Annotated in this window: 19 protein-coding genes and 1 pseudogene; 8 read left to right on the forward strand and 12 right to left on the reverse strand. The window is 65.5% G+C overall.

Features of this window, described 5'->3' with window-relative positions; genetic code table 11:
- Positions 1 to 55: 55 nt before the first annotated feature.
- The 6 genes and pseudogenes from fabG to BTO02_RS15280 all read right to left on the reverse strand — a co-directional run bounded on the left by fabG (position 56) and on the right by BTO02_RS15280 (position 5,681).
- Positions 56 to 805, reverse strand: a complete 750-nt coding sequence (gene fabG / locus BTO02_RS15255; protein ID WP_075157744.1) for a 3-oxoacyl-ACP reductase FabG — start codon at positions 803 to 805, stop codon at positions 56 to 58.
- A gap of 180 nt (positions 806 to 985) precedes the next feature.
- The gene (gene fabD, locus BTO02_RS15260; RefSeq protein ID WP_075157745.1) at positions 986 to 1,918 is read right to left on the reverse strand and encodes an ACP S-malonyltransferase; all 933 of its coding nucleotides are present in this window, start codon (positions 1,916 to 1,918) and stop codon (positions 986 to 988) included.
- A 200-nt stretch (positions 1,919 to 2,118) separates the two neighbouring features.
- A complete protein-coding gene (locus BTO02_RS15265) occupies positions 2,119 to 3,108 on the reverse strand; it encodes a beta-ketoacyl-ACP synthase III (RefSeq protein ID WP_075157746.1) in 990 nt (329 codons plus the stop codon).
- 331 nt (positions 3,109 to 3,439) lie between these two features.
- Positions 3,440 to 4,451, reverse strand: a pseudogene (plsX, locus tag BTO02_RS15270) (phosphate acyltransferase PlsX); the annotation flags it as partial.
- A 220-nt stretch (positions 4,452 to 4,671) separates the two neighbouring features.
- Complete coding sequence (rpmF, locus tag BTO02_RS15275) at positions 4,672 to 4,851, reverse strand: 50S ribosomal protein L32 (RefSeq protein WP_075157747.1); 180 nt, start codon at positions 4,849 to 4,851, stop codon at positions 4,672 to 4,674.
- A gap of 137 nt (positions 4,852 to 4,988) precedes the next feature.
- Positions 4,989 to 5,681, reverse strand: a complete 693-nt coding sequence (locus tag BTO02_RS15280; RefSeq protein ID WP_075157748.1) for a YceD family protein — start codon at positions 5,679 to 5,681, stop codon at positions 4,989 to 4,991.
- A 357-nt stretch (positions 5,682 to 6,038) separates the two neighbouring features.
- Between BTO02_RS15280 and BTO02_RS15285 the strand changes: the two genes are divergently transcribed.
- Both BTO02_RS15285 and BTO02_RS15290 read left to right on the forward strand, forming a co-directional pair.
- Positions 6,039 to 6,668 carry a Maf-like protein gene (locus BTO02_RS15285; protein ID WP_075157749.1) on the forward strand — a complete coding sequence of 210 codons (630 nt, stop codon included), beginning with the start codon at positions 6,039 to 6,041 and terminating at the stop codon, positions 6,666 to 6,668.
- Positions 6,665 to 7,384 (forward strand): SAM-dependent methyltransferase, encoded by a 720-nt coding sequence (locus BTO02_RS15290; protein ID WP_075157750.1) that lies wholly within the window; start codon positions 6,665 to 6,667, stop codon positions 7,382 to 7,384. Before BTO02_RS15285 ends, BTO02_RS15290 begins: the two co-directional genes overlap by 4 nt.
- A gap of 125 nt (positions 7,385 to 7,509) precedes the next feature.
- On the opposite strand, the gene BTO02_RS15295 is transcribed toward BTO02_RS15290, so the two are convergent.
- The 4 genes from BTO02_RS15295 to BTO02_RS15310 all read right to left on the reverse strand — a co-directional run bounded on the left by BTO02_RS15295 (position 7,510) and on the right by BTO02_RS15310 (position 10,744).
- Positions 7,510 to 8,517, reverse strand: coding sequence for a S49 family peptidase (locus tag BTO02_RS15295; RefSeq protein ID WP_075157751.1), 1,008 nt, complete (start codon positions 8,515 to 8,517; stop codon positions 7,510 to 7,512).
- A gap of 103 nt (positions 8,518 to 8,620) precedes the next feature.
- The gene (locus BTO02_RS15300; RefSeq protein WP_075158897.1) at positions 8,621 to 9,025 is read right to left on the reverse strand and encodes a Rieske (2Fe-2S) protein; all 405 of its coding nucleotides are present in this window, start codon (positions 9,023 to 9,025) and stop codon (positions 8,621 to 8,623) included.
- Entirely contained in the window at positions 9,025 to 9,684 is a 660-nt protein-coding gene (locus BTO02_RS15305; protein ID WP_075157752.1) for an HAD-IIIA family hydrolase, read from the reverse strand. The genes BTO02_RS15300 and BTO02_RS15305 overlap by 1 nt, the downstream gene beginning before the upstream one ends.
- Positions 9,665 to 10,744, reverse strand: a complete 1,080-nt coding sequence (locus BTO02_RS15310; RefSeq protein WP_075157753.1) for an RluA family pseudouridine synthase — start codon at positions 10,742 to 10,744, stop codon at positions 9,665 to 9,667. The genes BTO02_RS15305 and BTO02_RS15310 overlap by 20 nt, the downstream gene beginning before the upstream one ends.
- Before the next feature lie 839 nt (positions 10,745 to 11,583).
- Between BTO02_RS15310 and BTO02_RS15315 the strand changes: the two genes are divergently transcribed.
- The 6 genes from BTO02_RS15315 (at position 11,584) to BTO02_RS15340 (ending at position 19,307) form a co-directional block, all read left to right on the forward strand.
- Positions 11,584 to 15,018, forward strand: a complete 3,435-nt coding sequence (locus BTO02_RS15315) for an Rne/Rng family ribonuclease (protein ID WP_075158898.1) — start codon at positions 11,584 to 11,586, stop codon at positions 15,016 to 15,018.
- 177 nt (positions 15,019 to 15,195) lie between these two features.
- Positions 15,196 to 16,308, forward strand: a complete 1,113-nt coding sequence (gene moaA / locus BTO02_RS15320; protein WP_075157754.1) for a GTP 3',8-cyclase MoaA — start codon at positions 15,196 to 15,198, stop codon at positions 16,306 to 16,308.
- Between the two features lie 77 nt (positions 16,309 to 16,385).
- Complete coding sequence (mobA, locus tag BTO02_RS15325) at positions 16,386 to 17,012, forward strand: molybdenum cofactor guanylyltransferase MobA (RefSeq protein WP_075157755.1); 627 nt, start codon at positions 16,386 to 16,388, stop codon at positions 17,010 to 17,012.
- An 87-nt stretch (positions 17,013 to 17,099) separates the two neighbouring features.
- On the forward strand, positions 17,100 to 18,446 hold the full coding sequence (moeA, locus tag BTO02_RS15330) for a molybdopterin molybdotransferase MoeA (RefSeq protein ID WP_075157756.1): 1,347 nt from the start codon (positions 17,100 to 17,102) through the stop codon (positions 18,444 to 18,446).
- Between the two features lie 94 nt (positions 18,447 to 18,540).
- Entirely contained in the window at positions 18,541 to 18,816 is a 276-nt protein-coding gene (locus tag BTO02_RS15335) for a hypothetical protein (RefSeq protein WP_075157757.1), read from the forward strand.
- Entirely contained in the window at positions 18,816 to 19,307 is a 492-nt protein-coding gene (locus tag BTO02_RS15340; protein WP_075157758.1) for a GNAT family N-acetyltransferase, read from the forward strand. The genes BTO02_RS15335 and BTO02_RS15340 overlap by 1 nt, the downstream gene beginning before the upstream one ends.
- Before the next feature lie 127 nt (positions 19,308 to 19,434).
- On the opposite strand, the gene BTO02_RS15345 is transcribed toward BTO02_RS15340, so the two are convergent.
- Together BTO02_RS15345 and BTO02_RS15350 are read right to left on the reverse strand one after the other, a co-directional pair.
- Entirely contained in the window at positions 19,435 to 20,916 is a 1,482-nt protein-coding gene (locus BTO02_RS15345) for a DNA recombination protein RmuC (protein ID WP_075157759.1), read from the reverse strand.
- Positions 20,913 to 21,908 carry a 2-hydroxyacid dehydrogenase gene (locus tag BTO02_RS15350; RefSeq protein ID WP_075157760.1) on the reverse strand — a complete coding sequence of 332 codons (996 nt, stop codon included), beginning with the start codon at positions 21,906 to 21,908 and terminating at the stop codon, positions 20,913 to 20,915. Before BTO02_RS15350 ends, BTO02_RS15345 begins: the two co-directional genes overlap by 4 nt.
- Between the last annotated feature and the right edge of the window lie 63 nt (positions 21,909 to 21,971).

Raw genomic sequence — 21,971 nt, forward strand, 5'->3', positions numbered from 1 at the left:
CTCCGTCCGCGCACGCGCGAAACTGCGCTGCGGCGCGGATAGTAACCGAATTTGATTACGACATATACATGCCGCCGTTTACGTGCAATTCGACGCCTGTGATGTAGGCGGCTTGCGGCGATGCGAGGAACGCGACCGCGTAGGCGATCTCTTCCGGCGTGCCCAGGCGCCCCAGCGGCACCTGCGCCTTCAATGCGGCCTGTTGCTCTTCGGGCAGCACGCGCGTCATGTCGGTGTCGATGAAGCCCGGCGCGACGCAGTTCACCGTGATGCCGCGGCTGCCGATCTCGCGGGCCAGCGCGCGCGTCATACCGGCCACGCCGGCCTTCGCCGCCGCATAGTTTGCCTGGCCCGGGTTGCCCGACGCGCCGACGATCGACGTGATGTTGACGATGCGCCCGCCACGCGCCTTCATCATCGGGCGCAGCACCGCGCGCGAAAGACGGAACACGGCCTTCAGATTCGTGTCGAGCACGGCGTCCCAGTCTTCGTCTTTCATGCGCATCGCGAGCTGGTCCTGCGTGATGCCCGCATTATTCACGAGTATGTTGAGCGAACCGAATTCCTTCACCGTGCCGTCGATCAGCGCTTCGACCGCAGCGGCGTCGTTGACGTCGAGCACCGCGCCGCGGCCGTGCAGATTCGCTTCGCGAAACGCTTCGGTGATCGCTTGCGCGCCGCTCTCGCTGGTCGCCGTGCCGAGCACCGTTGCGCCCTGACGCGCGAGTTCGAGCGCGATCGCGCGACCAATGCCGCGCGATGCGCCGGTGACCACTGCGATCTGCTTGTCGAGAGATTTTTCCATCGTTGAATTCCGCTGTGATTCTGCCAGGTTCCGCTTGCCCGCTGTTCGCAGGCGGTTTAAACCGATCCGCGGCGGCGGCCGTGCGCGATCGATCGTGCTGGCCGTTGGTCCGCCATTCTATTTGCCGTGGCGCTGCCGCTTCGTACCGTGCGTGTGGTGCCGCGCCTGCCCTGCGTCACGTCACGCGTTCGCGAGCTTCAGCGCTTCGTCGAGCGACGCCGGATCGACGATTGCGGCGCCGCCGAGATTGCCGTCGATGCGCTTCGTGAGGCCAGCAAGCACCTTGCCCGGACCGCATTCGAATACCTGCGTGACGCCCTCTTTCGCCATCGCCTGCACGCATTCGACCCAGCGCACCGCACCGGCCGCCTGGCGCACGAGCGCGTCCTTGATCGCAGCCGGCTCGCGGACGATCGCGACGTCGACATTGTTGATCACCGAGATCGACGGCACCTCGATTTCGACATTCGCGAGATAGGTACGCAGTTGATCGGAAGCGGGCTTGAGCAGCGACGAGTGGAACGGCGCCGACACCGGCAGCGGCAGCGCGCGCTTCGCGCCCTTCGCCTTGGCGATTTCGCACGCTTTTTCCACCGCGGCCTTGTGGCCCGCGATCACGACCTGCGCGGGCGCATTGAAGTTGACGGCCTCGACCGAGCCTTCGGACGATGCCTCGCTGCATGCGGCGCGCACCGTATCGTCGTCGAGGCCGAGAATCGCGGCCATGCCGCCGACACCGACCGGCACCGCGCTCTGCATCGCTTGCGCGCGAAAACGCACGAGCGGCACCGCGTCGCGAAACTTGAGCGCGCCGGCCGCGACGAGCGCCGTATATTCGCCGAGGCTGTGGCCCGCGACGATAGCCGGCGCGGGGCCACCGGCCACCTGCCATGCACGGTAAATTGCATAGGCTGCAGTCAGCATGACGGGCTGCGTATTCGTCGTCAGGTTCAGATCGTCTGCCGGGCCTTCCGCGATCAGCTTGCCGATGTCCTGGTTCAGTGCATCCGACGCTTCCTGGACCGTCTCGCGCACAACAGGATGATCGCTGAACGCGTTCAGCATGCCGACCGATTGCGAGCCCTGGCCCGGAAAAACGAACGCAAATTTCATATCGCCCTCAAAATCGATGAATTCAGATGTGCGCGGTGAGGCGCGCGATGCCGTCCTTTGCATGCGCGCGTTCCTGCGTACCCGCAAGCAGCATGCGTGCTATCGCGCCCTTGCCGACCGTGCCGCCGTTGCCGCTGTTGCATAGGTGAGCGGCACGCGGCCGTCGTCACGCAAGAACCGCGGCAGGAACTGGCCGGCCGTCAGAAACGGATCACCGAAGCGCCCCATGTAAAACCGCCGCCGACGCCTTCGATCAGCACGTTATGCCCGCGCTTGATGCGGCCGTCGCGCACCGCGACGTCGAGTGCGAGCGGGATGGATGCAGCCGACGTATTGCCGTGCTCGTGCACGGTGACGATCATCCGCTCCTGAGGCAAGCCGAGCTTGCGACACGTGCTTTGCATGATGCGGATGTTGGCCTGATGCGGAATCAGCCAGTCGATTTCTTCGGCCTTGAGGTTCGCTTTTTCGAGCGCTTCGACCGCAACCTTCTCGAGCACGCCGACCGCGAGCTTGAACACCGCCTGGCCGTCCATATGCAGGAATGCGCTGCCTGACACCACACCGCCGTTCACATTGCCCGGCGTGCAAAGGATGCTCGAGTAGCTGCCGTCCGCGTGCAGCGCGTTCGACAGCACGCCCGGCTCGTTCGATGCCTGCAGCACGACCGCGCCTGCGCCGTCACCGAACAGCACGCACGTGGTGCGATCGTTGAAATCGAGAATGCGCGAGAACGTCTCGGCACCGACGACGAGCGCGGTGCGATGCTGGCCGCTGCGGATAAAGCTGTCCGCCGTCGCGACGGCGTAGGCGAAACCCGAGCACACGGCCTGCACGTCGAATGCGGCGCCGGTGTTCCGGATGCCGAGCTTGTTCTGCAACAGGCAAGCGGTGCTCGGAAACACGAAATCGGGCGTCGAGGTCGCGACGATGATGAGGTCGATCGACTGCGGATCGACATCGGCGGCTTCGATCGCGCGCTGCGAAGCGAAGAGCGCGAGGTCGCTCGTCGTGACCTCGGGATCGGCGAAATGACGGGCGTGGATGCCCGTGCGGGCAACGATCCATTCGTCGCTCGTCTCGACACCCTGCTTCGCGAGACGATCGGCCAGTTCCTGATTGGAGACGCGTTGCGGCGGCAGATAACTGCCGGTGCCCAGCACGCGGGAGTAAAGAGTGGATTGCGCCATTATGCCTTCGAGGATGATGCGGCGTAGGGCCCGGCACGACCTGTGCGGCCTGCGAGAGGATCGACCGCAGGACTAGCGGCAGGACTGGCAGCGGAGCCCGCGGGACCGTCGGAGCCGACCGCACCGGCGGATGAACCGGCCGGATTCGCCGGATCGGCAGCGCTGGGCTCAGGAGTCGGCCCGGGGGTCGATGTGACGGTCGATGCGGGGGTCAACTTCTCGGGACCACCCGATCCGGATGAAGTGGCCAGATCCGCCGAAGCGCCGCCCGCTGCGGCCGCCGCCGTGCTGCTCGCGTCGCGCGCGGCTTGCGCCGTCTGCGTTGCCTGTTCGAGGGAACCCGCGTTCTCGTCCATCGCGCGCGCCAGACGGTCGAGCACGCCATTTTTGACGGCATCATACCCGCGTTTGATGGCCCATTCAAACGCGTATGCGTCGGCTGAACCGTGGCTCTTGATCACGAGACTGCGCAGGCCGAGCAGCGCCGCGCCGTTGTATTGCCGATGATCGACGCGCTTCTTGAAACGCAGCAGCACCGGCAGCGCGAGCACCGCCATCACCTTCGTGAGCCACGAGCGGCCGAACTCTTCCTTGATGATGTCGGAGAGCATCTGCGCGAGGCCTTCCGACGTCTTCAACGCAACGTTGCCGACAAAACCGTCGCAGACGATCACATCGGTCGTTCCCTTGTAGATGTCGTCGCCTTCGACGTTGCCGCGGAAATTCAGCGTGCTTGCGCGCAGCAGTTCGCCCGCACGCTTGATCGTCTCGTTGCCCTTGATCATCTCTTCGCCGATGTTCAGCAGACCGATGGTCGGACGCTCCTTGCCCTCGAGCGCCGACACGAGCGCGTGGCCCATCTCGGCGAACTGCAGCAGATGCTGCGGCTCGCAATCGACGTTCGCGCCAAGGTCCAGCATCATCGTATAGCCGGTCGGGTTCGGCAGCGCGAACGCGATCGCCGGGCGCTCGATGCCGGGCAGCGTTTTGAGCACGTAGCGGGAGACCGCCATCAGCGCGCCGGTGTTGCCGGCGGAAATGCAGGCCTGCGCGTCGCCATCCTTCACCCGGTTCAGTGCGACGCGCATCGACGAGTCTTTCTTCTTGCGCAGCGCAACCTCGACCGGATCGTCCATGGCGACGATCTCGCTCGCCGGCACGACCGTCAGCGCCGGCTCGTTCAATGCTTTCAGCTTCTTCAGTTGCGCGCGGATCGCGCTCTCGATGCCGACCAGCATCAATTGCGCGTCGGGATGCGAGCGAACGAAGTTGACGGCAGCGGGGACGGTCACGGACGGGCCGTGGTCGCCTCCCATGCAATCGATCGTGAGTTTTACAGTCATCGAGTGCGACGAATTTCGGACACAAAAAAGCGGCAAGTGAATGCCGCCTTTTCGATGTGCCGGGAAAATGTCAGGCGAGTGTCTGTCAAGCCGATACGAAACAGCCTGATCGTTGAATCCGCTGCAATGGCCGCAGCGCAAACCACAGCCGCGCAACCGGCAGCGACGGACCGATCGCCGCGCGCAACGCCTATGAACGGGCGCAACACGCTCTCGCCGATTAGTCGTTCTTCGTCTTGACGACTTTCTTGCCGCGGTAGTAGCCGTTCGGGCTGACGTGGTGACGCAGATGCACTTCACCCGTGCTCGGCTCGACTGCGAGCGGCGCCGTGTTGAGGAAATCGTGCGAACGGTGCATGCCACGCTTCGACGGCGACTTCTTGTTTTGTTGAACTGCCATGATAACTCCTGAAAATTTTCCGAATTCTAACACAGCGCGATGTCACGACCGCGACAGGCAGGCTTGCTAACCGGCCCACTTTGCAACCCACCTCGCGGCCCACTTCCTGGCCGCCCCGCGCTACCCCTGCAACCTGCTCAGTGCTTGCCGCCCGAATTGCCCGGCCCGTCGTCGGATTCGTCATCTGACTGAGCCGGACCCTTCGATTTCAGGCCTTGCAACACTGCAAACGGATTCGGCCGTTCCGGCTCGGCTCCGCCTTTTTCATCTGCTTCGTCGTGCTCGTCGCTACCTTCCGTACCGGCCGCGCCCGAGCTCAGACTCTCGTGCACTTCGGGGCAGACCTCGTGCTTCGGCACGAGCGGCAGCGACAACAACAGTTCTTCTTCGATCAATTCGACGAGACCGAACTGGCGCGAGCCCACGATCACATCGACTTCATCTTCATCGAGCGGAAACTCTTCGGCTTCCGCTTCAGTGCCGACGATGCGATAAATCGCATCGACATTGAATGCCTGCTCGTACGGCGCAAGACAGCGCTGACATTCGAGCCACGCGCTCCCGTGAATCGCGAGCCGCAAATACGGCTGCGGTCCTTCGGTGCCGTCGTCCTGCAATTCCGGCTGCGTCGATCCTTCGGCTTGCCAGGTGAAAGCGGTATCGCGTTCGCCTGCTGGCGCGTCCGCCGGAACTTCGTTTAACATGCGCGGCAGTTGCGAAACGCGCACGACACCGGCCGCTTGCCGCCCACTGCGCGCAAACTCGAACAGGTCGAGTTGCCGTGGATCGACGGTGGCAGGCGTACCTTTGTGCTGAGTCGAATGCGTCATGTGCGTCCCCTGCTGTCTGCATTTTCCAGCTCATTTTCCAGAGCTATCGCCGCCCGCCCGCTTCGCCTTTTACCTGCGCTGCGAGGTGCTTGCGAGCATCTGGCAGGGCGTGCAGCAAACCCGGCAGCAAACCCCGCAGGCCTTGCCGCAAAAGGCTTCCGCAAAACTCCCGCCGCGAAGGATTCAGCGAAAAATCGAGAAACCCGGAGCAGAAACTCAGAGATCACGCAGCGCTTTTCGCAGGATCATCGCCCGGAAAAGCCCAAAACTATATCCGTTTTGTCTTTTCGAGTCAAACACTTAAGCCGCGCTTTGCGGCGTCGCACGCGGACCACCTTTCATAACCCGTTCTTCACCATGCCGGAACCGCTCAAAAGCCCGTCCCAACGCCCGCCCCGCCTGATTCTCGCGTCGAGTTCGCGCTACCGCCGCGAGTTGCTCGAACGCCTGCGCATCCCGTTCGATGTCGCCGTGCCGGACCTCGACGAGACACCGCATGCCGGCGAAAGCCCGCAAGCGACCGCGCTGCGCCTTGCCGAGGCGAAAGCGCGTGCGGTCGCGGCAAGCCTCGCCGCCCGCGACGAAGCGCTCATCATCGGCTCCGACCAGGTCGCCACATTCGACGACCTGCAGATCGGCAAGCCCGGCACTCACGAAAAAGCGCTCGCGCAGTTGCAGGCAATGCGTGGCCGCGACGTGCTGTTCCACAGCGCGCTATGTCTCTTCGACAGCCGCTCGGATCGGGCACAACGCATCGATGTCGTGACGCGCGTGCGCTTCCGGAAGCTTCCCGACGCTGCGCTCGACGCGTATCTGAGAGCCGAAACGCCGTACGACGTCGCCGGCAGCGCGAAGGCCGAAGGGCTCGGCATCACGCTCATCGAGGCCATCGAATCGGACGACCCGACCGCGCTGATCGGCCTGCCGCTGATCGCGTTGTCGGGCATGCTGCTCGCCGCGGGCTATCCGCTCTGGGGAATGCAATGACCGGCGTGCTGTATCTGATCCCGAACACGCTCGGCGACGGCGACGCGAGTGCGCTCGACGCCGTGCTTCCCGCGCCGGTTCGCGCGCGCGCCGCGACACTTGGCTATTACATCGGCGAAAACGCAAAGACCACGCGCGCATTCCTGAAGAAGGTCGGCACCGGGCGGCCGATCCAGGAAATCGAGATCCGCGAACTCAACGTGAACACGCCCGCCGGTGAAATCGACCGGCTGCTCGCGCCGATTCTCGCCGGAACCGACGCGGGGCTCGTATCGGAAGCCGGCTGCCCCGCCGTCGCCGATCCGGGCGCGCTGCTCGTGCGGCGCGCGCATGAGCGCGGCGTCAAGGTCGTGCCGCTCGTCGGCCCGAGTTCGATTCTGCTGGCGTTGATGGCGTCGGGCCTGAACGGCCAGAGCTTCGCCTTTCACGGCTATTTGCCCGTCGATGCGGGCGAGCGCGCAAAGCGCTTGCGCGAACTCGAACAGCAGTCGCGCAAGGCGAAACAGACGCAAATCTTCATCGAAACGCCGTATCGCAATCGCGCTCTGCTCGACACGCTGATCGCATCGTGCGCGCCGTCGACGCTTGTCTGTGTCGCGGCCGATCTGACGCTCGCGAGTGAAACGATCGTGAGCCGCGCGGTCAGTGACTGGAAGAGGAAGCCGGCGCCCGACTTGCACAAGCGGCCGGCGATTTTTCTGCTGCTGGCGGTTTAGATCGCGAGGGCGGCAGCGGGAGCCGTGACGCCATCCGGTATCACGCCTCCTCGCGCCACCTAGGCCACCTCGCGCCGCCGACGCGCCACGTCGAGCCGCCCGACGCGCGCGTCACCGCCCGCGCGTTACCGCAAATTGAGCTTTCCGCCGGCAATCATCGCGTGAATCGCCGCGCTGCCGACCGCCGCACCGAACTTGCGCGCCACGCGGTCGGTGATGCTTTCCTTTACCGTGTAGTCGACCACATCCGGCGCCTTGATGATTTCGCGCGCGACATAGTCGGTGTCGCCGAAGCCGTCCGCAAGCCCTAGTTCGACGCTCTTCTCGCCGGTCCAGAACAGGCCCGAGAAGATGTCCGGCGTCTCGTGCAGCCGCTTGCCGCGGCCCTGGCGCACCGCGTCGATGAATTGCGTATGAATCTGGTCGAGCATCTGCTGCGCGTGTGCGTCCATCTTCGGCGTGTCGGGCGAGAACGGGTCGAAGAAGCCCTTGTTTTCGCCGGACGTATGCAGCCGCCGCTGGATGCCGAGCTTGTCCATCAGGCCGGTAAAGCCGAAGCCGTCCATCAGCACGCCGATCGAGCCGACGATGCTCGCCTTGTCGACATAGATCCTGTCCGCCGCGGCAGCCACATAGTAGCCACCCGACGCGCACATATCGCCGACCACGACATAAAGCGGAATCGACGGATGCTTGCTGCGCAGCCGCCGGATCTCGCTATAGATAATGCCCGCCTGCACCGGGCTGCCGCCCGGGCTGTTGCAATGCAGGACCACACCGGCGGTGCCGGCGTCGTCGAATGCATCGTCGAGCGCAGAGTTGATGTCGTCCGCGTTCGCATTGGTATCCGACGAAATCTCGCCGTCGAGCGAAACGAGCGCCGTATGACGGCCCGTCGCCGCGACATGGTCGCCCGTCAGATCGAACGCGCCCCAGCCGATCACGACGAGAATCGCGAGAAACACGAAGCGGAAGAAGATGCGCCAGCGCCGCGCGGCACGCTGCTCGGCAATCGCGGCGAGCGCGATGCGTTCGAGCGCGGCGCGTTCCCAGCCGGGCTCGTGGCCGGCTGCGGACTTTTGTGCAGCCGCTTTGGCCGCTTCGTGAGAATCGGGAGTGAGATTGTCAGACATGCGTTGCCGCCTGCATCGATTGGATTGTTGTTACGGGAATTGAACGCGATGATCGGGGTGCTTCGGGTTCGGCGCTCAGCGGATCGGACGCAGCGGCCCAGACTCAGCGGCCCGAACCCAGCGGCCGAAGCTCGTCATCCGGTAGCCAGAACACCGCGCGCCCTTCGGGCGTTTCGCGCTCTTCGACGCGCACCGGACGCAACCGCCCGCCACGGCATGGACCGCCGACGCATTTCCCCGTATCGGGCGCGTAAATCGCGCCGTGCGTCGAGCATATCAAGTATAAACCCGACGATTCGAAGAACTGACCTTCGACCCAGTCGAGCTCCATCGGCACATGCGCGCAGCGGTTCAGGTAGCCGTATGCGGTGCCATCGTAGCGCACGAAGAATACAACGACGTTACCGTCGCCACAGGTCGCGTCGCGCCGCACGCCGGCGCCGCCGTCGACGAGGTCGTCGGATGCGCACACGCGCACGGGATCGGGCGATGCGGCGTTTTCGCTCATCATGCGTGCTCGCGCAACCAGTCGGACAGCGAGCCGATGCTTTCGGCGATGTACTTCGGTCCGAAAGCCGATAGCGAGTCGGCCGGATGCGCGCCGTAAGCGACGCCGATGCCGGCAACGCCCGCGTTCGCCGCCATTTGCAGATCGTGCGTCGTGTCGCCGATCATCACGGTGCGCGCCGGGTCCTGCCCGAGTTCGCGCGTCAACTCGTGCAGCATCGCCGGGTGCGGCTTCGAGAAGGTTTCGTCGGCGCAGCGCGTGCCGTCGAACAGGCTCGTCAGACGCACCTGATCGAGCGCGCGGTTCAGACCGACGCGGCTCTTGCCGGTTGCGATCGCCAGCAGGTAACCGGTTTCTCGCAGTTCGGCCAGCAATTCACGCGCGCCGGCAAAGAGCTCGGTGGTCGGATCTTTCACGAGGAAATGGAAGCGATAGCGCTCCGCAAGCCGCGGATAGTCGGCCGGGTCCAGCGTCGGCGCGGCGATTTGCAGCGCATCGCGCAGGCCGAGGCCGATCACATAGCTCGCCGCCTCGGTCGCCGGCACCGGCAACCCCAGATCGCGGCACGCGGCCTGAATGCTGCGCGCAATATGCGCGGTCGAATCCATCAGCGTGCCGTCCCAGTCGAAGACGATCAGATCAAATTGCTGTCGAGCCATGCGTGTGCGTCTCGTTATCGGAGGAAATAAGGGTAGAAATGCTCGATGAAGTACCGGAGGGATTTTGCCCGTTCAGCTCGGCAAGCTGTGAAATAAAGCGTCGGCATTCGTCCGGCAGCAGCGCCTCGAACTGCAGCGTGTCGCCGGTCGCCGGATGGGTGATCTTGAGCCGGTACGCGTGCAAAAACATGCGTTTCAGCCCCGGCACGGCGTTCGCACGCGCGAGCGCCTTGTTTAGCGCGAAGTCGCCGTACTTCGCGTCGCCGACGATCGGCAACCCCAGGTGAGCCAGATGGACGCGTATCTGATGCGTGCGCCCCGTTTTCAGCTCCGCTTCGAGAAGTACGTATTCGGGCCAGCGATCGACGAGATTGAACACCGTATGCGACGGCAATCCGTCCGGCTGCACGCGCACGCGACGCTCGCCGTCAGGCAGCAGGTATTTGTGCAGCGGCTCCTTGACCGCGCGGCGGCGGCCCCAGTCGCTCGCCCATGCGCCGTGCGCGCATGCGTAATAGCGCTTGTCGACGCGGTTCTCGCGAATCTGCTCGTGCAGATCGACGAGCGCCGCGCGCTTTTTCGCGAGCATCAGCACGCCCGACGTTTCGCGGTCGAGCCTGTGTACCAGTTCGAGGAACTTCGCCTGCGGCCGCGCCGCGCGCAGTTGCTCGATCACGCCGAACGCAACGCCGCTGCCGCCGTGCACGGCGACGCCGGCCGGCTTGTCGATCACGAGCAGGTGGTCGTCTTCGAACAGGATCGTGAAATGGGCGGAAGGCGGCGGCAGCGGCGCCGCCTGCGCCGCGCCGTGCGCAATGCGAATCGGCGGCACGCGGACCAGGTCGCCGTACGCAAGCCTGTATTGCGCATCGACGCGCCCCTTGTTGACGCGCACTTCCCCGCTGCGCAGGATGCGATAAATATGGCTCTTTGGCACACCTTTACAGATGCGCAACAAAAAATTATCGATCCGCTGACCTGCCGCGCTGTCGTCGATTTCGATCATCGACACCTGATCACCTGCGACCGGTTTCTGCGAATTTTTGCCTAACTCTTTCATTCTGAATATAATTTGCCCAGCAGTCTGCGGCGGGAGCGGGTTCGGCCAGCGCCATGGAACCGACGCCGGTAGCCCGAAAGCGGTCCCAATGAGGTTCAAATGCGGTTAAAGCGCAGTCGGACCCCAGTCGAATCGCAGCCAAACCGCGGGCGGATTGCACAGGTGCAGGTGTTAAACCAACATTTTACTTGCGCCAGGGGCGCGTTGCTCACCCCAAAACGAGATGCAACAAGTTGCACGCACGGAAGCCGTGCCCGGCAGGGACAGCGCCCAGAGGCGCGTTCGGTCGAAACGGCTCCGACGGTAACGGAACTTTGGTCAAAAAGAATTTGACGGGCGCGCTTCGATGCGAGGCGCGCCGGTGGCGAAAATACGGCGAGCGCCCATGGCGTCCTGCGAGGAAATGCAGGACTTGGCGACGTCAAAAATCAGGCGAGACAGCTTAGAGCGGGACATCGCGGTGCACAGCGAATCCCATGCGTTAGACCGCAGCCTTCGCCCGTCCGGTTCAGCGCCCAGTTGGCGCGTCGGCGGGAATGGATGAAGGCACAGGCAGACGGTCGGCCGGGCTCTGGCGTGTCGCGCCGTTATTTGAAGCCGTGTTCGCATGTGCCCTGCGGCAGTCGTCCTCGTCCTTTCTTGCGGACGGCGCCCTCTTAAGGCAATTCTCCCGCCACTTTTCCTGCTCCAGCGTGCTTGTGAAAACACAATAAGGCGCGGCGTGCCGCTGCCTGTCATCCGGCGACGGGTCCGCAACTGGCTGCAACAGGTTGCAACCCGGGTTGCACCTCGCAGTTCGTCGGATGCCGGGCCGCGCAAAGCCGCTCTGGAGCCGTTCAATGAAACGCATGCTGTTCAATGCGACGCAGCAGGAAGAATTGCGCGTCGCCATCGTCGATGGGCAAAAACTCATCGACATCGATATCGAAACCGCCGGCCGCGAACAGCGCAAAGGCAATATCTACAAGGGCATCGTCACACGTATCGAGCCGTCGCTCGAAGCCTGTTTCGTCAACTACGGCGAAGACCGCCACGGCTTCCTGCCGTTCAAGGAAGTCGCCCGCCAGTACTTCCGCGATGGCGTCGAAATGCGCTCCGCGCGCATCCAGGACGCGTTGAAGGAAGGCCAGGAACTGATCGTTCAGGTCGAAAAGGAAGAGCGCGGCAACAAGGGCGCGGCCCTCACCACGTTTATCTCGCTCGCCGGCCGCTATCTGGTGCTGATGCCGAACAACCCGCGCGGCGGCGGCGTGTCGCGCCGCATCGAGGGCGACGACCGGCAGGAACTGCGCGAAACGATGGCGCAGCTGCAACTGCCCGAGGGCATGAGCATCATCGCGCGCACGGCCGGCATCGGCCGCAGCGCCGAAGAACTGCAGTGGGACCTGAACTACCTGATGCAGCTGTGGCGCGCGATCGAGGCCGCCTCGCAAAGCGGCCAGCCTGGCACGCCGATGCTGATCTATCTCGAATCGAGCCTCGTGATCCGCGCGATCCGCGACTACTTCCAGCCCGATATCGGCGAAATCCTCATCGATACGACCGAAATCCATGACCAGGCGCGCGCCTTCATGGACATCGTGATGCCGGACAACGTCAGCAAGGTCAAGCGCTACCACGACGACGTCCCGCTCTTCTCGCGCTTCCAGATCGAGCATCAGATCGAAACCGCGTATTCGCGCACGGTGCCGCTGCCCTCGGGCGGCGCGATCGTGATCGACCATACCGAGGCGCTCGTCGCGATCGACGTGAACTCGGCGCGCGCCACCAAAGGCGCCGACATCGAGGAAACCGCGGCGCGCACGAACCTCGAAGCCGCCGACGAAGTCGCGCGCCAGCTGCGTCTGCGCGATCTGGGCGGCCTGATCGTGATCGACTTCATCGATATGGAGTCGGCCAAGAGCCAGCGTGAAGTCGAGCAACGCCTCAAAGACGCGCTGAAGCACGACCGCGCGCGCGTGCAGATGGGCAAGATTTCGCGCTTCGGTCTGATGGAACTGTCGCGCCAGCGGCTGCGTCCGGCGCTCTCGGAAGGCAGCCACGTGACCTGCCCGCGCTGCAACGGCACCGGCCATATCCGCGATACCGAATCGTCCGCGCTGCAGGTGCTGCGGATCATTCAGGAAGAAGCGATGAAGGAAAACACCGCGGCGATCCACTGCCAGGTGCCGGTCGAGGTGACGGCCTTCCTGCTCAACGAAAAGCGCTCGGAAATCAACAAGATCGAATCGCGCTTCAAGGTCAACGTCGTGCTCGTGCCGAACAAGCACCTCGATACGCCGCACTACAAGCTCGAGCGCCTGCGTCACGACGATGCGCGCCTCGACGACCCGCGCGCGTCGTGGAAGATGGCCGAGGAAGCGGCTCGCGAACTCGAGTCGGAAACGGGTTACAGCAAGCGCACCGAAGAAGTGAAGCCGAAGCAGGAAGCGGCGGTCAAGGGCATCACGCCCGAGAAGCCGGCGCCGAGCGCACCGGTGCGAACCGCTGCGGCCACACCGGCGCCGGTTGCGGTCACGCCGGCTTCGGGCGGCTTTATCGGATGGCTCAAGGGCCTGTTCGGCATGCAGCCGACAGCGCCGGCCGCCCAGCCGGCTCCGGCGGAAAAGACCGCCCGGCCTGCACGCGGCGAGCGCGCCGAACGTGGCGAGCGCACGGGTGAACGCGGCGGCGAACGCGGTGGCGATCGCAACCGCCGTGGCGGCGCGGCGCGCGACAAGGTCACGCGCGACAAGGTCACGCGCGGCGAAGGCGCGGCGGCCGGCGGCCGTCAGGGTCAGCAGCCGCGGCGCGAGGAGCGTGAAACGTGCGAGACGCGTGGCGGCCGGGATGGACGCGAAGGTCGCGAGGGTCGCGAAGGTCGCGACAACCGCGGCGAGGGCCGTGAAGGTCGCGAGCCGCGTGAAAGCCGCGAGCGCGACAGCCGCGAAAACCGCGTCGAGCGCGCGGAACGCGGTCAGGACCGCGCAGCCGAGCGCGCCGATACGGCGGAAGCCGGTGCGCGCGGCGAGCGCCAGGAGCGTGGTGAACGCCGCGAGCGCGCAGACCGCGGCGAGCGGCGCCGTCAACAGCAGGAAAATGCCGATGCGCTGAGCCAGACCGAAGCGCAAGCCGCGGACACCGCTCTTCAGACTCAGGCGAACCTGACCGACGGCGTCATGCCGGTCGACCAGGAAGTCGCGCGCGACGGCGAAGAGCGTCGCCGGCGCCGCCGCGGCCGTCGTGGCGGCCGTCGCGAGCGTGAAGAGGAAGGCGTCAACGTCAACACGGCAGCCGATGTCGCGGAAGCGGAAGGCGATAGCGCGAGCGTGCCGGCGGAAATGCCGGTGCGTGCGCCGGAATATGCGGGCCGCCATGAAACGCAGCAGGCGGCACAGGCCGCGGTGGAAGTGGTCGTAGCGGCCGTTGCGACTCAATCGCACGTCGTCACCGAATTGCAACCGGCCGACGAAACGCCGCCGCTCGCAGCCGAAAAGGCCGCGACGGTTCAGCACATGGAACCGGTGGCCTCACAACCGGCGCCGGTCGTCAGCGAACCGGCGGCAACGCATGCACAGCCCGAGCCGTCGGCTGCTCCGGCGCCCGTTGCGCCTGCACCGGCACCGGCACCGTCGCACGCCGAGGCTGCTCCGGCTGCCGCATTCGACGCACCGTCGGCTGCGCCGCAAACCGCCGACGAAGCATCGGCGCCCGTTGCAGCCGCTTCTGCCCCGGCTTCCACTCCGGCTTCGGCCGCGGTCGAACCGTCGGGTGCAGCGGCAACGCAGCCGGAGTCACAACCGGCCGCGACAGCACCGGCTCACGTCGAAGCCGCCGCGCCGCAACCTGCAGCTCCGGCCTATGCGCCCGCGCCGCAGCAAGTCGAAGCGCCGCGTACGGCAACCTTCGAAGCCGCCGAGCCGGCAGGAACGACCATTGAACCGGTACGTGAAACTGAAACAGCAGCCGAACCAGCGGCGGCGCCCGTAGCGGCGAGCGCCGCCGCTGCGAGCCCGGCTGCCGCCGTCGCGCACGAGCAGGCGTCCGTCGCGCCGCAAGCAGCACGCGCCAACGGCACGCACTCCGCGGCCGCAGCGTCGCCGCAAGCGTTGCAGTCGATGCTCGAAGGCGCGGGCCTCGTCTGGGTGAACACCGATGCCGACAAGCTGCGCGCAGCACAGCAAGCCGCCGCGCAGGTCGTGCCGCCGGTGCGCGCGCCGCGCGAGCGCAAGCCGCTGCCGCCGGTCGACACCGCGCCGATGCAACAAGTCGAAACGGTGAAGCACCCGCAGTAAGACTCGGCGGGCTGGTGGCCGCACAACCGGTCGCCACGCCCCGCCAGACGGCTCCCGATGCCTGACCCGCAAAGCCCGCCCGATCGGCGGGCTTTTTCACAACCAGCAGGTATTCCCCGAATCGAGCGAAAAGAAGCGATCCGTTAGAATGAAGTCCTGGATCTCAATATTCGAACCATGTCCCGACGCATCATTCCTCTGACCGATGTCAGCGCGGTGCCGGTATTTTCCGGTCCCGCGCAAGCGCCGCGCGGCGAGTTGCGCGACACGCTGTCGCGACCGCTGCGCGATCTGCGCATTTCAGTCACGGACCGCTGCAATTTCCGCTGCGTCTACTGCATGCCGCGCGCGGTATTCGACAAGGATTACCCGTTCCTGCCGCACAGCGCGCTGCTGAGCTTCGAGGAAATCGAGCGCGTGGCGCGGCTATTCGTCGCGCAGGGCGTCGAAAAGATCCGGCTGACCGGCGGCGAGCCGCTGCTGCGCAAGAACATCGAATTCCTGATCGAGCGGCTCGCGAACCTGACGACGCCGGATGGCCGCCCGCTCGATCTCACGCTGACGACCAACGGCTCGCTGCTCGCGCGCAAGGCGCGCAGCCTCAAGGACGCGGGCCTCGCGCGCGTGACGGTCAGCCTCGACGCGCTCGACGACGCGCTGTTTCGCAAGATGAACGACGCCGACTTCGCGGTCGAAGACGTGCTCGCCGGCATCGACGTCGCGCAGTCGATCGGCCTTGCGCCCGTCAAGGTGAACATGGTCGTCAAGCGCGGCACGAACGACACCGAGATCGTGCCGATGGCGCGTCATTTCAAAGGCAGCGGCGCGGTGCTGCGGTTTATCGAATACATGGATGTCGGCACGTCGAACGGCTGGAACATGGCCGAAGTACTACCGTCGGCCGACGTCGTCGCGCGCATCGGCGAGCAGTTTCCGCTCGTGCCGCTCGAGGCGCATAGCGCGGCGGAAACCGCGCAGCGCTGGGGCTACGCGGACGGCAGCGGCGAGATCGGCGTGATTTCGAGCGTGACGCGCGCGTTCTGCGCCACCTGCACGCGCGCACGGCTGTCGACCGAAGGCAAGGTCTATCTGTGCCTGTTCGCCTCGAACGGCCACGACTTGCGCGCGCTGCTGCGCAACGGCTCGAGCGACGACGAGATCGCGACCGCCATCGCGCATATCTGGGAAGCGCGCGCGGACCGCTATTCGCAGCTGCGCGGCAGCGCGCAGCCGGGACAGCAGGCCGAGGCGGCCGAGCGGCGCGTCGAAATGTCGTATATCGGCGGCTAACGGCAAAATAGGACGCGGCAGCGCTCACACGCGACTGGCCGCCCTGCCCCACGCCCTACGCCATCCCGATCAAACCCATGCCGATTCCGACCGAACAGATCACCGGCCTCCTGCTCGCAGGCGGCCGCGGCATGCGCATGGGCGGCGTCGACAAGGGATTGCAGATGCTATGCGGCGAGCCACTCGCGCTGCATGTATTGAGGCGCCTCGCGCCGCAAACCGGCGCGCTGCTGATCAGCGCGAACCGCAATGCGCCGCGCTATGCCGAACTCGGCGCGCCGTTCGACGCAACGGTCATCGCCGACACGTTGCCCGACTTCCCCGGTCCGCTAGCGGGTTTGCTCGCCGGCCTGCGCGCCGCGCGCACAGGCTTTATGCTGAGCGCACCGTGCGACACGCCCGCGTTGCCCGCCGACCTCGCCGCGCGTCTCGCCGGCGCGCTCGATGCCGAACACGCCGACATCGCGACCGTCGCCACGGGCAATGCGCAGCACGAGGTATCGATCCACCCGGTCTTCGCGCTCATGCGCACCGCCCTTGCCGACGATCTCGCGAGCTTTCTGGCAGCAGGCGAGCGCAAGGTACGCGCGTGGTACGCGCGCCACAAGACAGTCGAAGTCGCTTTTGCCGATGAACGTGCGTTTTACAATGTCAACTCTTTGCAAGAACTGGCCGACCTCGAACGAAACCGAGGACCAGACTGAGGGCAGCGGGCACCCGCTTTCCGCTGTCTCTGCCGCGATCGTCCGGCCACTGCCGGACCCGCATCCGGTCGCGACCTTTCCCGATTCATGACCACGTCCAACGAACTCTCACGCTGCGTAGCGCAGTTCGATCCTCAGGCTTTGCCGGTTTCGGCCGCGCAGGCGATCGTGCGCCAGTGGGCAACCCCGATCGTCGCGGCCGAGCGCGTCACGCTCTCCGACGCCCTCGATCGGGTGCTCGCGGAAGACATCGTGTCGCCAATCGACGTGCCGGCTTACGACAATTCGGCGATGGACGGCTACGCGTTCGACGGCGCGGCGCTCGCCGCAGCGGCGCAAGCCGACGGATCGGTTTCGCTTGCGGTGGCAGGCCGCGCGCTCGCCGGCCATCCGTTCACGGGCAATATCGACGTCACGCAATGCGTGCGCGTCATGACGGGCGCGCTGATGCCGGCCGGCTGCGACACGGTCGTGCCGCAAGAGCAGGTGCAAGGAGTGCAAGCTGTAGAAGGGGCGCAAGCGGACCAGGCAGCCGGCGACGGTCAATCGATCCGCTTTGCCGCCGCCGCGCTGCGCGCCGGCTCGAACCGGCGCCGCGCGGGCGAAGACCTCGCACGCGGCGCGCCGGCCGTGCGCGCGGGACGCATCCTGCGCGCCTCCGATCTCGGCCTGCTCGCGTCGCTCGGTATCGGCGAAGTCGCCGTGCGGCGCCGGCTGCGCGTGGCATTCTTTTCGACCGGCGACGAATTGCGCTCGATCGGTCAGCCGCTCGAACCCGGCTGCGTCTACGACAGCAACCGCTATACGCTGCTCGCGATGCTGCGCCGCCTGAACTTCGATGCAATCGACCTCGGTGTCGTACGCGACGAACCGGCAGCGCTCGAGAAAGCGCTGCTGACGGCGGCAGCCAGCGCCGACGTGATCCTGACGTCGGGTGGCGTATCGGTCGGCGACGCGGATCTGACGAAGCGGCTTTCGCGCGCGCTCGGCGACGTCGCATTCTGGAGTCTCGCGATGCGACCGGGCCGGCCGATGGCGTTTGGCCGCGTATGGTCGGGCGGCCGTGCCGGCGCCGGCGACCCTGCGCTCTTCTTCGGCCTGCCCGGCAATCCGGTCGCGGTGATGGTCACGTTCTATCAGATCGTGCGCGACGCGCTGCTGATCATGGCGGGCGCCACGCCGCAGCCCGCGCCCGTGCTGCACGCGATATCGGCGGTGCCGATCCGCAAGCGTCCCGGCCGCACCGAATTTCAGCGCGGCACCGCGCAGCGCGCCGCCGACGGCCGCTGGCACGTCGCACCGACCGGTTCGCAAGGCTCGGGCGTGTTGAGCTCGATGAGCGAAGCGAACTGCTTTATCGTGCTCGCGCACGACCAGCCGGACGTCGATGCGGGCGACACTGTCGATATCATGCTTTTCGACGGTTTAATCTGACACACGCGCATTTGCGTATAAATTCGCGATCACGACACGCGCCAGAACAAGGCTGACCACATTGCTCACTACGCGACTCACGGGTACGACCTCAATGAAAAAACAGATCTCGTCCATCGCACCGGGACAAACCGCCAAAGCGCTGATCCTCGTCTATCTGACATTCAGCGTGCCGATCGTGCTGCTCGGCGTGCTCGTCGCGTTTATCCGCTACGGCTCGGTCGAACTCTCGACCGTGTTCAGCGCACTGCTGCTCAACGCGATTCTCGGCTTCGTGCTGCTGTGGATCGCCTGTCATGCGTATAACTGGGTCGCGTCGCGCTTCGGCGGGATCGAGATCCAGTTGAGCGACGTGCCGGAGGAAGCGTGATGGCGGCGGCCATTCGTGCGGCGGCGCCGGCCGACGTCGGCGCGATGCGCGCGCTGATGTACGAGCTCGCCGAATACGAAAAGCTCACGCATCTGTTCATCGCGACCGATGCGGACCTGCATGACGCGCTGTTTGGCGCGCGGCCTTCGGCCGAAGCGCTCGTCGCGGAAAACGACGGCCGTATCGTCGGCTACGCGCTGTTCTTCCACAACTACTCGACCTTCCTCGGCCGCCGCGGGCTGTATCTCGAAGACCTGTATGTGCAGCCGTCGCAGCGCGGCAGCGGGCTCGGCTCGGCAATGCTGCGCCATCTCGCGGCCCTCGCGGTCGAGCGGCAGTGCGGGCGCTTCGAATGGTCGGTGCTCGACTGGAACCAGACGGCGATCGACTTCTACGAACGAATGGGCGCGAACGTGCTGCCCGACTGGCGCATCGTGCGAATTACCGGCGACGCGCTTGCGCAGCTTGCAGCGAGCGTCGGGCAGAAGTAGCGGCGTGAAGCTGGCATGAGGCACGTATGAAGCGGATGTGAAGCGGGTGTGAAATAAGCGCCGCGGCAGCGCGATCGCTGCGGGAAGGCGCCAGTCGGCACGAACCGCCCCCCTCCACCGCTGCTGCTCAAGGTTCGTCGGCGTCCGACCCGGACAATGCGTCGCCGAGCAATTCACGCGCTTCTTCCCCCGGCAACGCTTCGACATCGCGCAATTTGCGGTTCATCGCGCGCGTGCGCACTTCGGCTTTTTCGATCGAGCGCGTCACCGTTTCGAGTTGCGCCTTCGTCTTCGCGAGCACATCGCCGAACTGGCCGAACTCGGTCTTCACCGCGCCCAGCACCTGCCAGACCTCGCTCGAGCGCTGCTCGATCGCCAGTGTGCGGAAGCCCATCTGCAGGCTATTGAGCAACGCGGTCAGCGTCGTCGGGCCGGCAACCGTCACGCGATAGTCACGCTGCAGCAGGTCGGTCAGACCCGGCCGGCGCAACACTTCCGCGTAAAGCCCCTCGGTCGGCAGGAACAGCAGCGCGAAATCGGTGGTGTGCGGCGGCGCGACATACTTTTCGGCGATCGTGCGAGCCTCGCCGCGAATGCGCGCCTCGAGTGCGCGCGACGCCTCTTCGACGGCGACCGGGTCCGCGCGCTCCTGCGCGTCGATCAACCGCTCGTAGTCTTCCCGCGGAAATTTCGCATCGACCGGCAGCCACACCGGTTCCGCGGCGCCGTCGGCCGACGGCTTGCCGGGCAGCCGGATCGCGAATTCGACGCGCTCCGCGCTCTTCGGCTTCGTCGCCACATTCTTCGCGTACTGATCGGCCGTGAGCATCTGCTCGAGCAGAGCTTCGAGCTGCACTTCGCCCCACGTGCCGCGTGTCTTCACATTGGTCAGCACCTTCTTCAGGTCGCCGACGCCGGCCGCGAGCGTCTGCATCTCGCCAAGCCCGCGATGCACCTGCTCGAGCCGCTCGGACACGAGCTTGAACGATTCGCCGAGACGCTGCTCGAGCGTCGCATGCAGCTTTTCGTCGACTGTGCGGCGCATCTCTTCGAGCTTCGTCGCGTTGTTCGCTTCGATATCCTTCAAGCGCTGTTCGATGGTCGCACGCACTTCGGCAAAGCGCCGGTCGTTCGCTTCGGTCATTTGCGCAAGCTGCTGCGTCAGCGTGTCGCCAAAACGCTTCAGCGTGACGCCCTGCTCGTCGCGCGCCTGTTGCGCCTGCAACTGCAGGCTCTGCCGCACCGTGTCGAGCTGATGCGCGTTCGTTTCGGTCAGCTTCACGAGTTGCTGCGCGAAGCCGTCGATCTTGCCGCTTTGCACGCTCGTCATGCTCGTAAACTGCGCGGCAAGGGTCTGCTGAAACTGCGAGAAGCCGCCCGCAAGTTCGGTGCGCGACACGCGCGCGGTTTCGGTGATGTCGTTGCGCAACTCGCGCTCGACGCGCTCGAACTCGCGCGCCTGCGCATCGGTGCTCGATGCGATACGTCCGCTCAATTCGTCGAAACGATCGCCGTCGCGCGCCTGCGAGCCCGCGCGCATCAACACGACGAGCGCGATCACCAGCGCAACCGCGAGAACGACGACTGCCGCCAGCAATGCCGTGATCATGAACGCGCCTTCCCGATCACGTCCGGGTTGATCGGATTCGGCGGCTGACCGGCACGCGGCCCCACGCCAAGGCCTGCGATCAGATTGTCTGCGGCGAGATTGGCCATTGCGCGGCGCGTCGATTCGGTCGCGCTGGCGATATGCGGCGTGAGCACGACATTCGGCACCGTGAGCAGCGCCGGATTCACGCTCGGCTCGCCTTCGAACACATCGAGGCCGGCGGCCGCGATCCGTTTCGCGCGCAACGCCTCGGCCAGCGCCGCGTCGTCGACGATGCCGCCGCGCGCGATATTGGTCAGCGTCGCGGTCGGCTTCATCTGCGCGAGTTCGGCCGCGCCGATCGTATGGTGACTCGCGGCGCTGTATGGCAGGACGAGCACGACGTGGTCAGCGCGCTTCAACAGTTCTTCCTTCGACACGTACTGTGCATTCAACTCCGCCTCGATCTCGGGCGCGACACGCGACCGGTTGTGGTAGATCACCTGCATGTTGAAGCCGCGCGCGCGGCGCGCGAGCGCCTGGCCGATGCGGCCCATGCCGATCACGCCGAGCGTCGAGCCGTAGACGTCGGCGCCGAGAAAGCTGTCGTAGCCCCACTTCTTCCAGTGACCCGCGCGCAACCAGTGCTCCGATTCGGTAACGCGTCGCGCTGTCGCCATCATCAGCGCCCAGCCGAAGTCGGCCGTCGTTTCGTTCAGTACGTCGGGCGTGTTCGTGCCGAGCACATTGGCCGCGTTGAAGGCGGCCATATCGAAGTTGTTATAGCCGACCGCCATATTCGACACGACACGCAGGCGCGGCGCGGCCGCGAACGTCGCGGCGCCGATCGGCTCGCCGGCCGTCAGTGCGCCGTCTTTATCGGCGAGGCGCTCGAGCAACGCATCGTTGCCGAGCACGTCGCCATTGTTCCAGTCGACCTCGAAATGCTGCTTGAGCCGATCGATCACATCCGGAAAAATCGGACGTGCGACGAGGATTTTTTGCTTTGCCATTTCCGTATTCTCCGAATAATGCGCGGCATCGCGGCCGCTTATCGATTGCCAAACGATGCTGCG

The organism is Paraburkholderia sp. SOS3, assembly GCF_001922345.1.
In the GTDB taxonomy this organism is placed as follows: Bacteria; Pseudomonadota; Gammaproteobacteria; order Burkholderiales; family Burkholderiaceae; genus Paraburkholderia.

Coding starts and splice junctions, on each gene's coding strand:
- fabG (WP_075157744.1), bottom strand. CDS start 805: ATGGAAAAATCTCTCGACAAGCAGATCGCAGTGGTCACCGGCGCATCG.
- fabD (WP_075157745.1), bottom strand. CDS start 1,918: ATGAAATTTGCGTTCGTTTTTCCGGGCCAGGGCTCGCAATCGGTCGGC.
- BTO02_RS15265 (WP_075157746.1), bottom strand. CDS start 3,108: ATGGCGCAATCCACTCTTTACTCCCGCGTGCTGGGCACCGGCAGTTAT.
- rpmF (WP_075157747.1), bottom strand. CDS start 4,851: ATGGCAGTTCAACAAAACAAGAAGTCGCCGTCGAAGCGTGGCATGCAC.
- BTO02_RS15280 (WP_075157748.1), bottom strand. CDS start 5,681: ATGACGCATTCGACTCAGCACAAAGGTACGCCTGCCACCGTCGATCCA.
- BTO02_RS15285 (WP_075157749.1), top strand. CDS start 6,039: ATGCCGGAACCGCTCAAAAGCCCGTCCCAACGCCCGCCCCGCCTGATT.
- BTO02_RS15290 (WP_075157750.1), top strand. CDS start 6,665: ATGACCGGCGTGCTGTATCTGATCCCGAACACGCTCGGCGACGGCGAC.
- BTO02_RS15295 (WP_075157751.1), bottom strand. CDS start 8,517: ATGTCTGACAATCTCACTCCCGATTCTCACGAAGCGGCCAAAGCGGCT.
- BTO02_RS15300 (WP_075158897.1), bottom strand. CDS start 9,025: ATGAGCGAAAACGCCGCATCGCCCGATCCCGTGCGCGTGTGCGCATCC.
- BTO02_RS15305 (WP_075157752.1), bottom strand. CDS start 9,684: ATGGCTCGACAGCAATTTGATCTGATCGTCTTCGACTGGGACGGCACG.
- BTO02_RS15310 (WP_075157753.1), bottom strand. CDS start 10,744: ATGAAAGAGTTAGGCAAAAATTCGCAGAAACCGGTCGCAGGTGATCAG.
- BTO02_RS15315 (WP_075158898.1), top strand. CDS start 11,584: ATGAAACGCATGCTGTTCAATGCGACGCAGCAGGAAGAATTGCGCGTC.
- moaA (WP_075157754.1), top strand. CDS start 15,196: ATGTCCCGACGCATCATTCCTCTGACCGATGTCAGCGCGGTGCCGGTA.
- mobA (WP_075157755.1), top strand. CDS start 16,386: ATGCCGATTCCGACCGAACAGATCACCGGCCTCCTGCTCGCAGGCGGC.
- moeA (WP_075157756.1), top strand. CDS start 17,100: ATGACCACGTCCAACGAACTCTCACGCTGCGTAGCGCAGTTCGATCCT.
- BTO02_RS15335 (WP_075157757.1), top strand. CDS start 18,541: ATGAAAAAACAGATCTCGTCCATCGCACCGGGACAAACCGCCAAAGCG.
- BTO02_RS15340 (WP_075157758.1), top strand. CDS start 18,816: ATGGCGGCGGCCATTCGTGCGGCGGCGCCGGCCGACGTCGGCGCGATG.
- BTO02_RS15345 (WP_075157759.1), bottom strand. CDS start 20,916: ATGATCACGGCATTGCTGGCGGCAGTCGTCGTTCTCGCGGTTGCGCTG.
- BTO02_RS15350 (WP_075157760.1), bottom strand. CDS start 21,908: ATGGCAAAGCAAAAAATCCTCGTCGCACGTCCGATTTTTCCGGATGTG.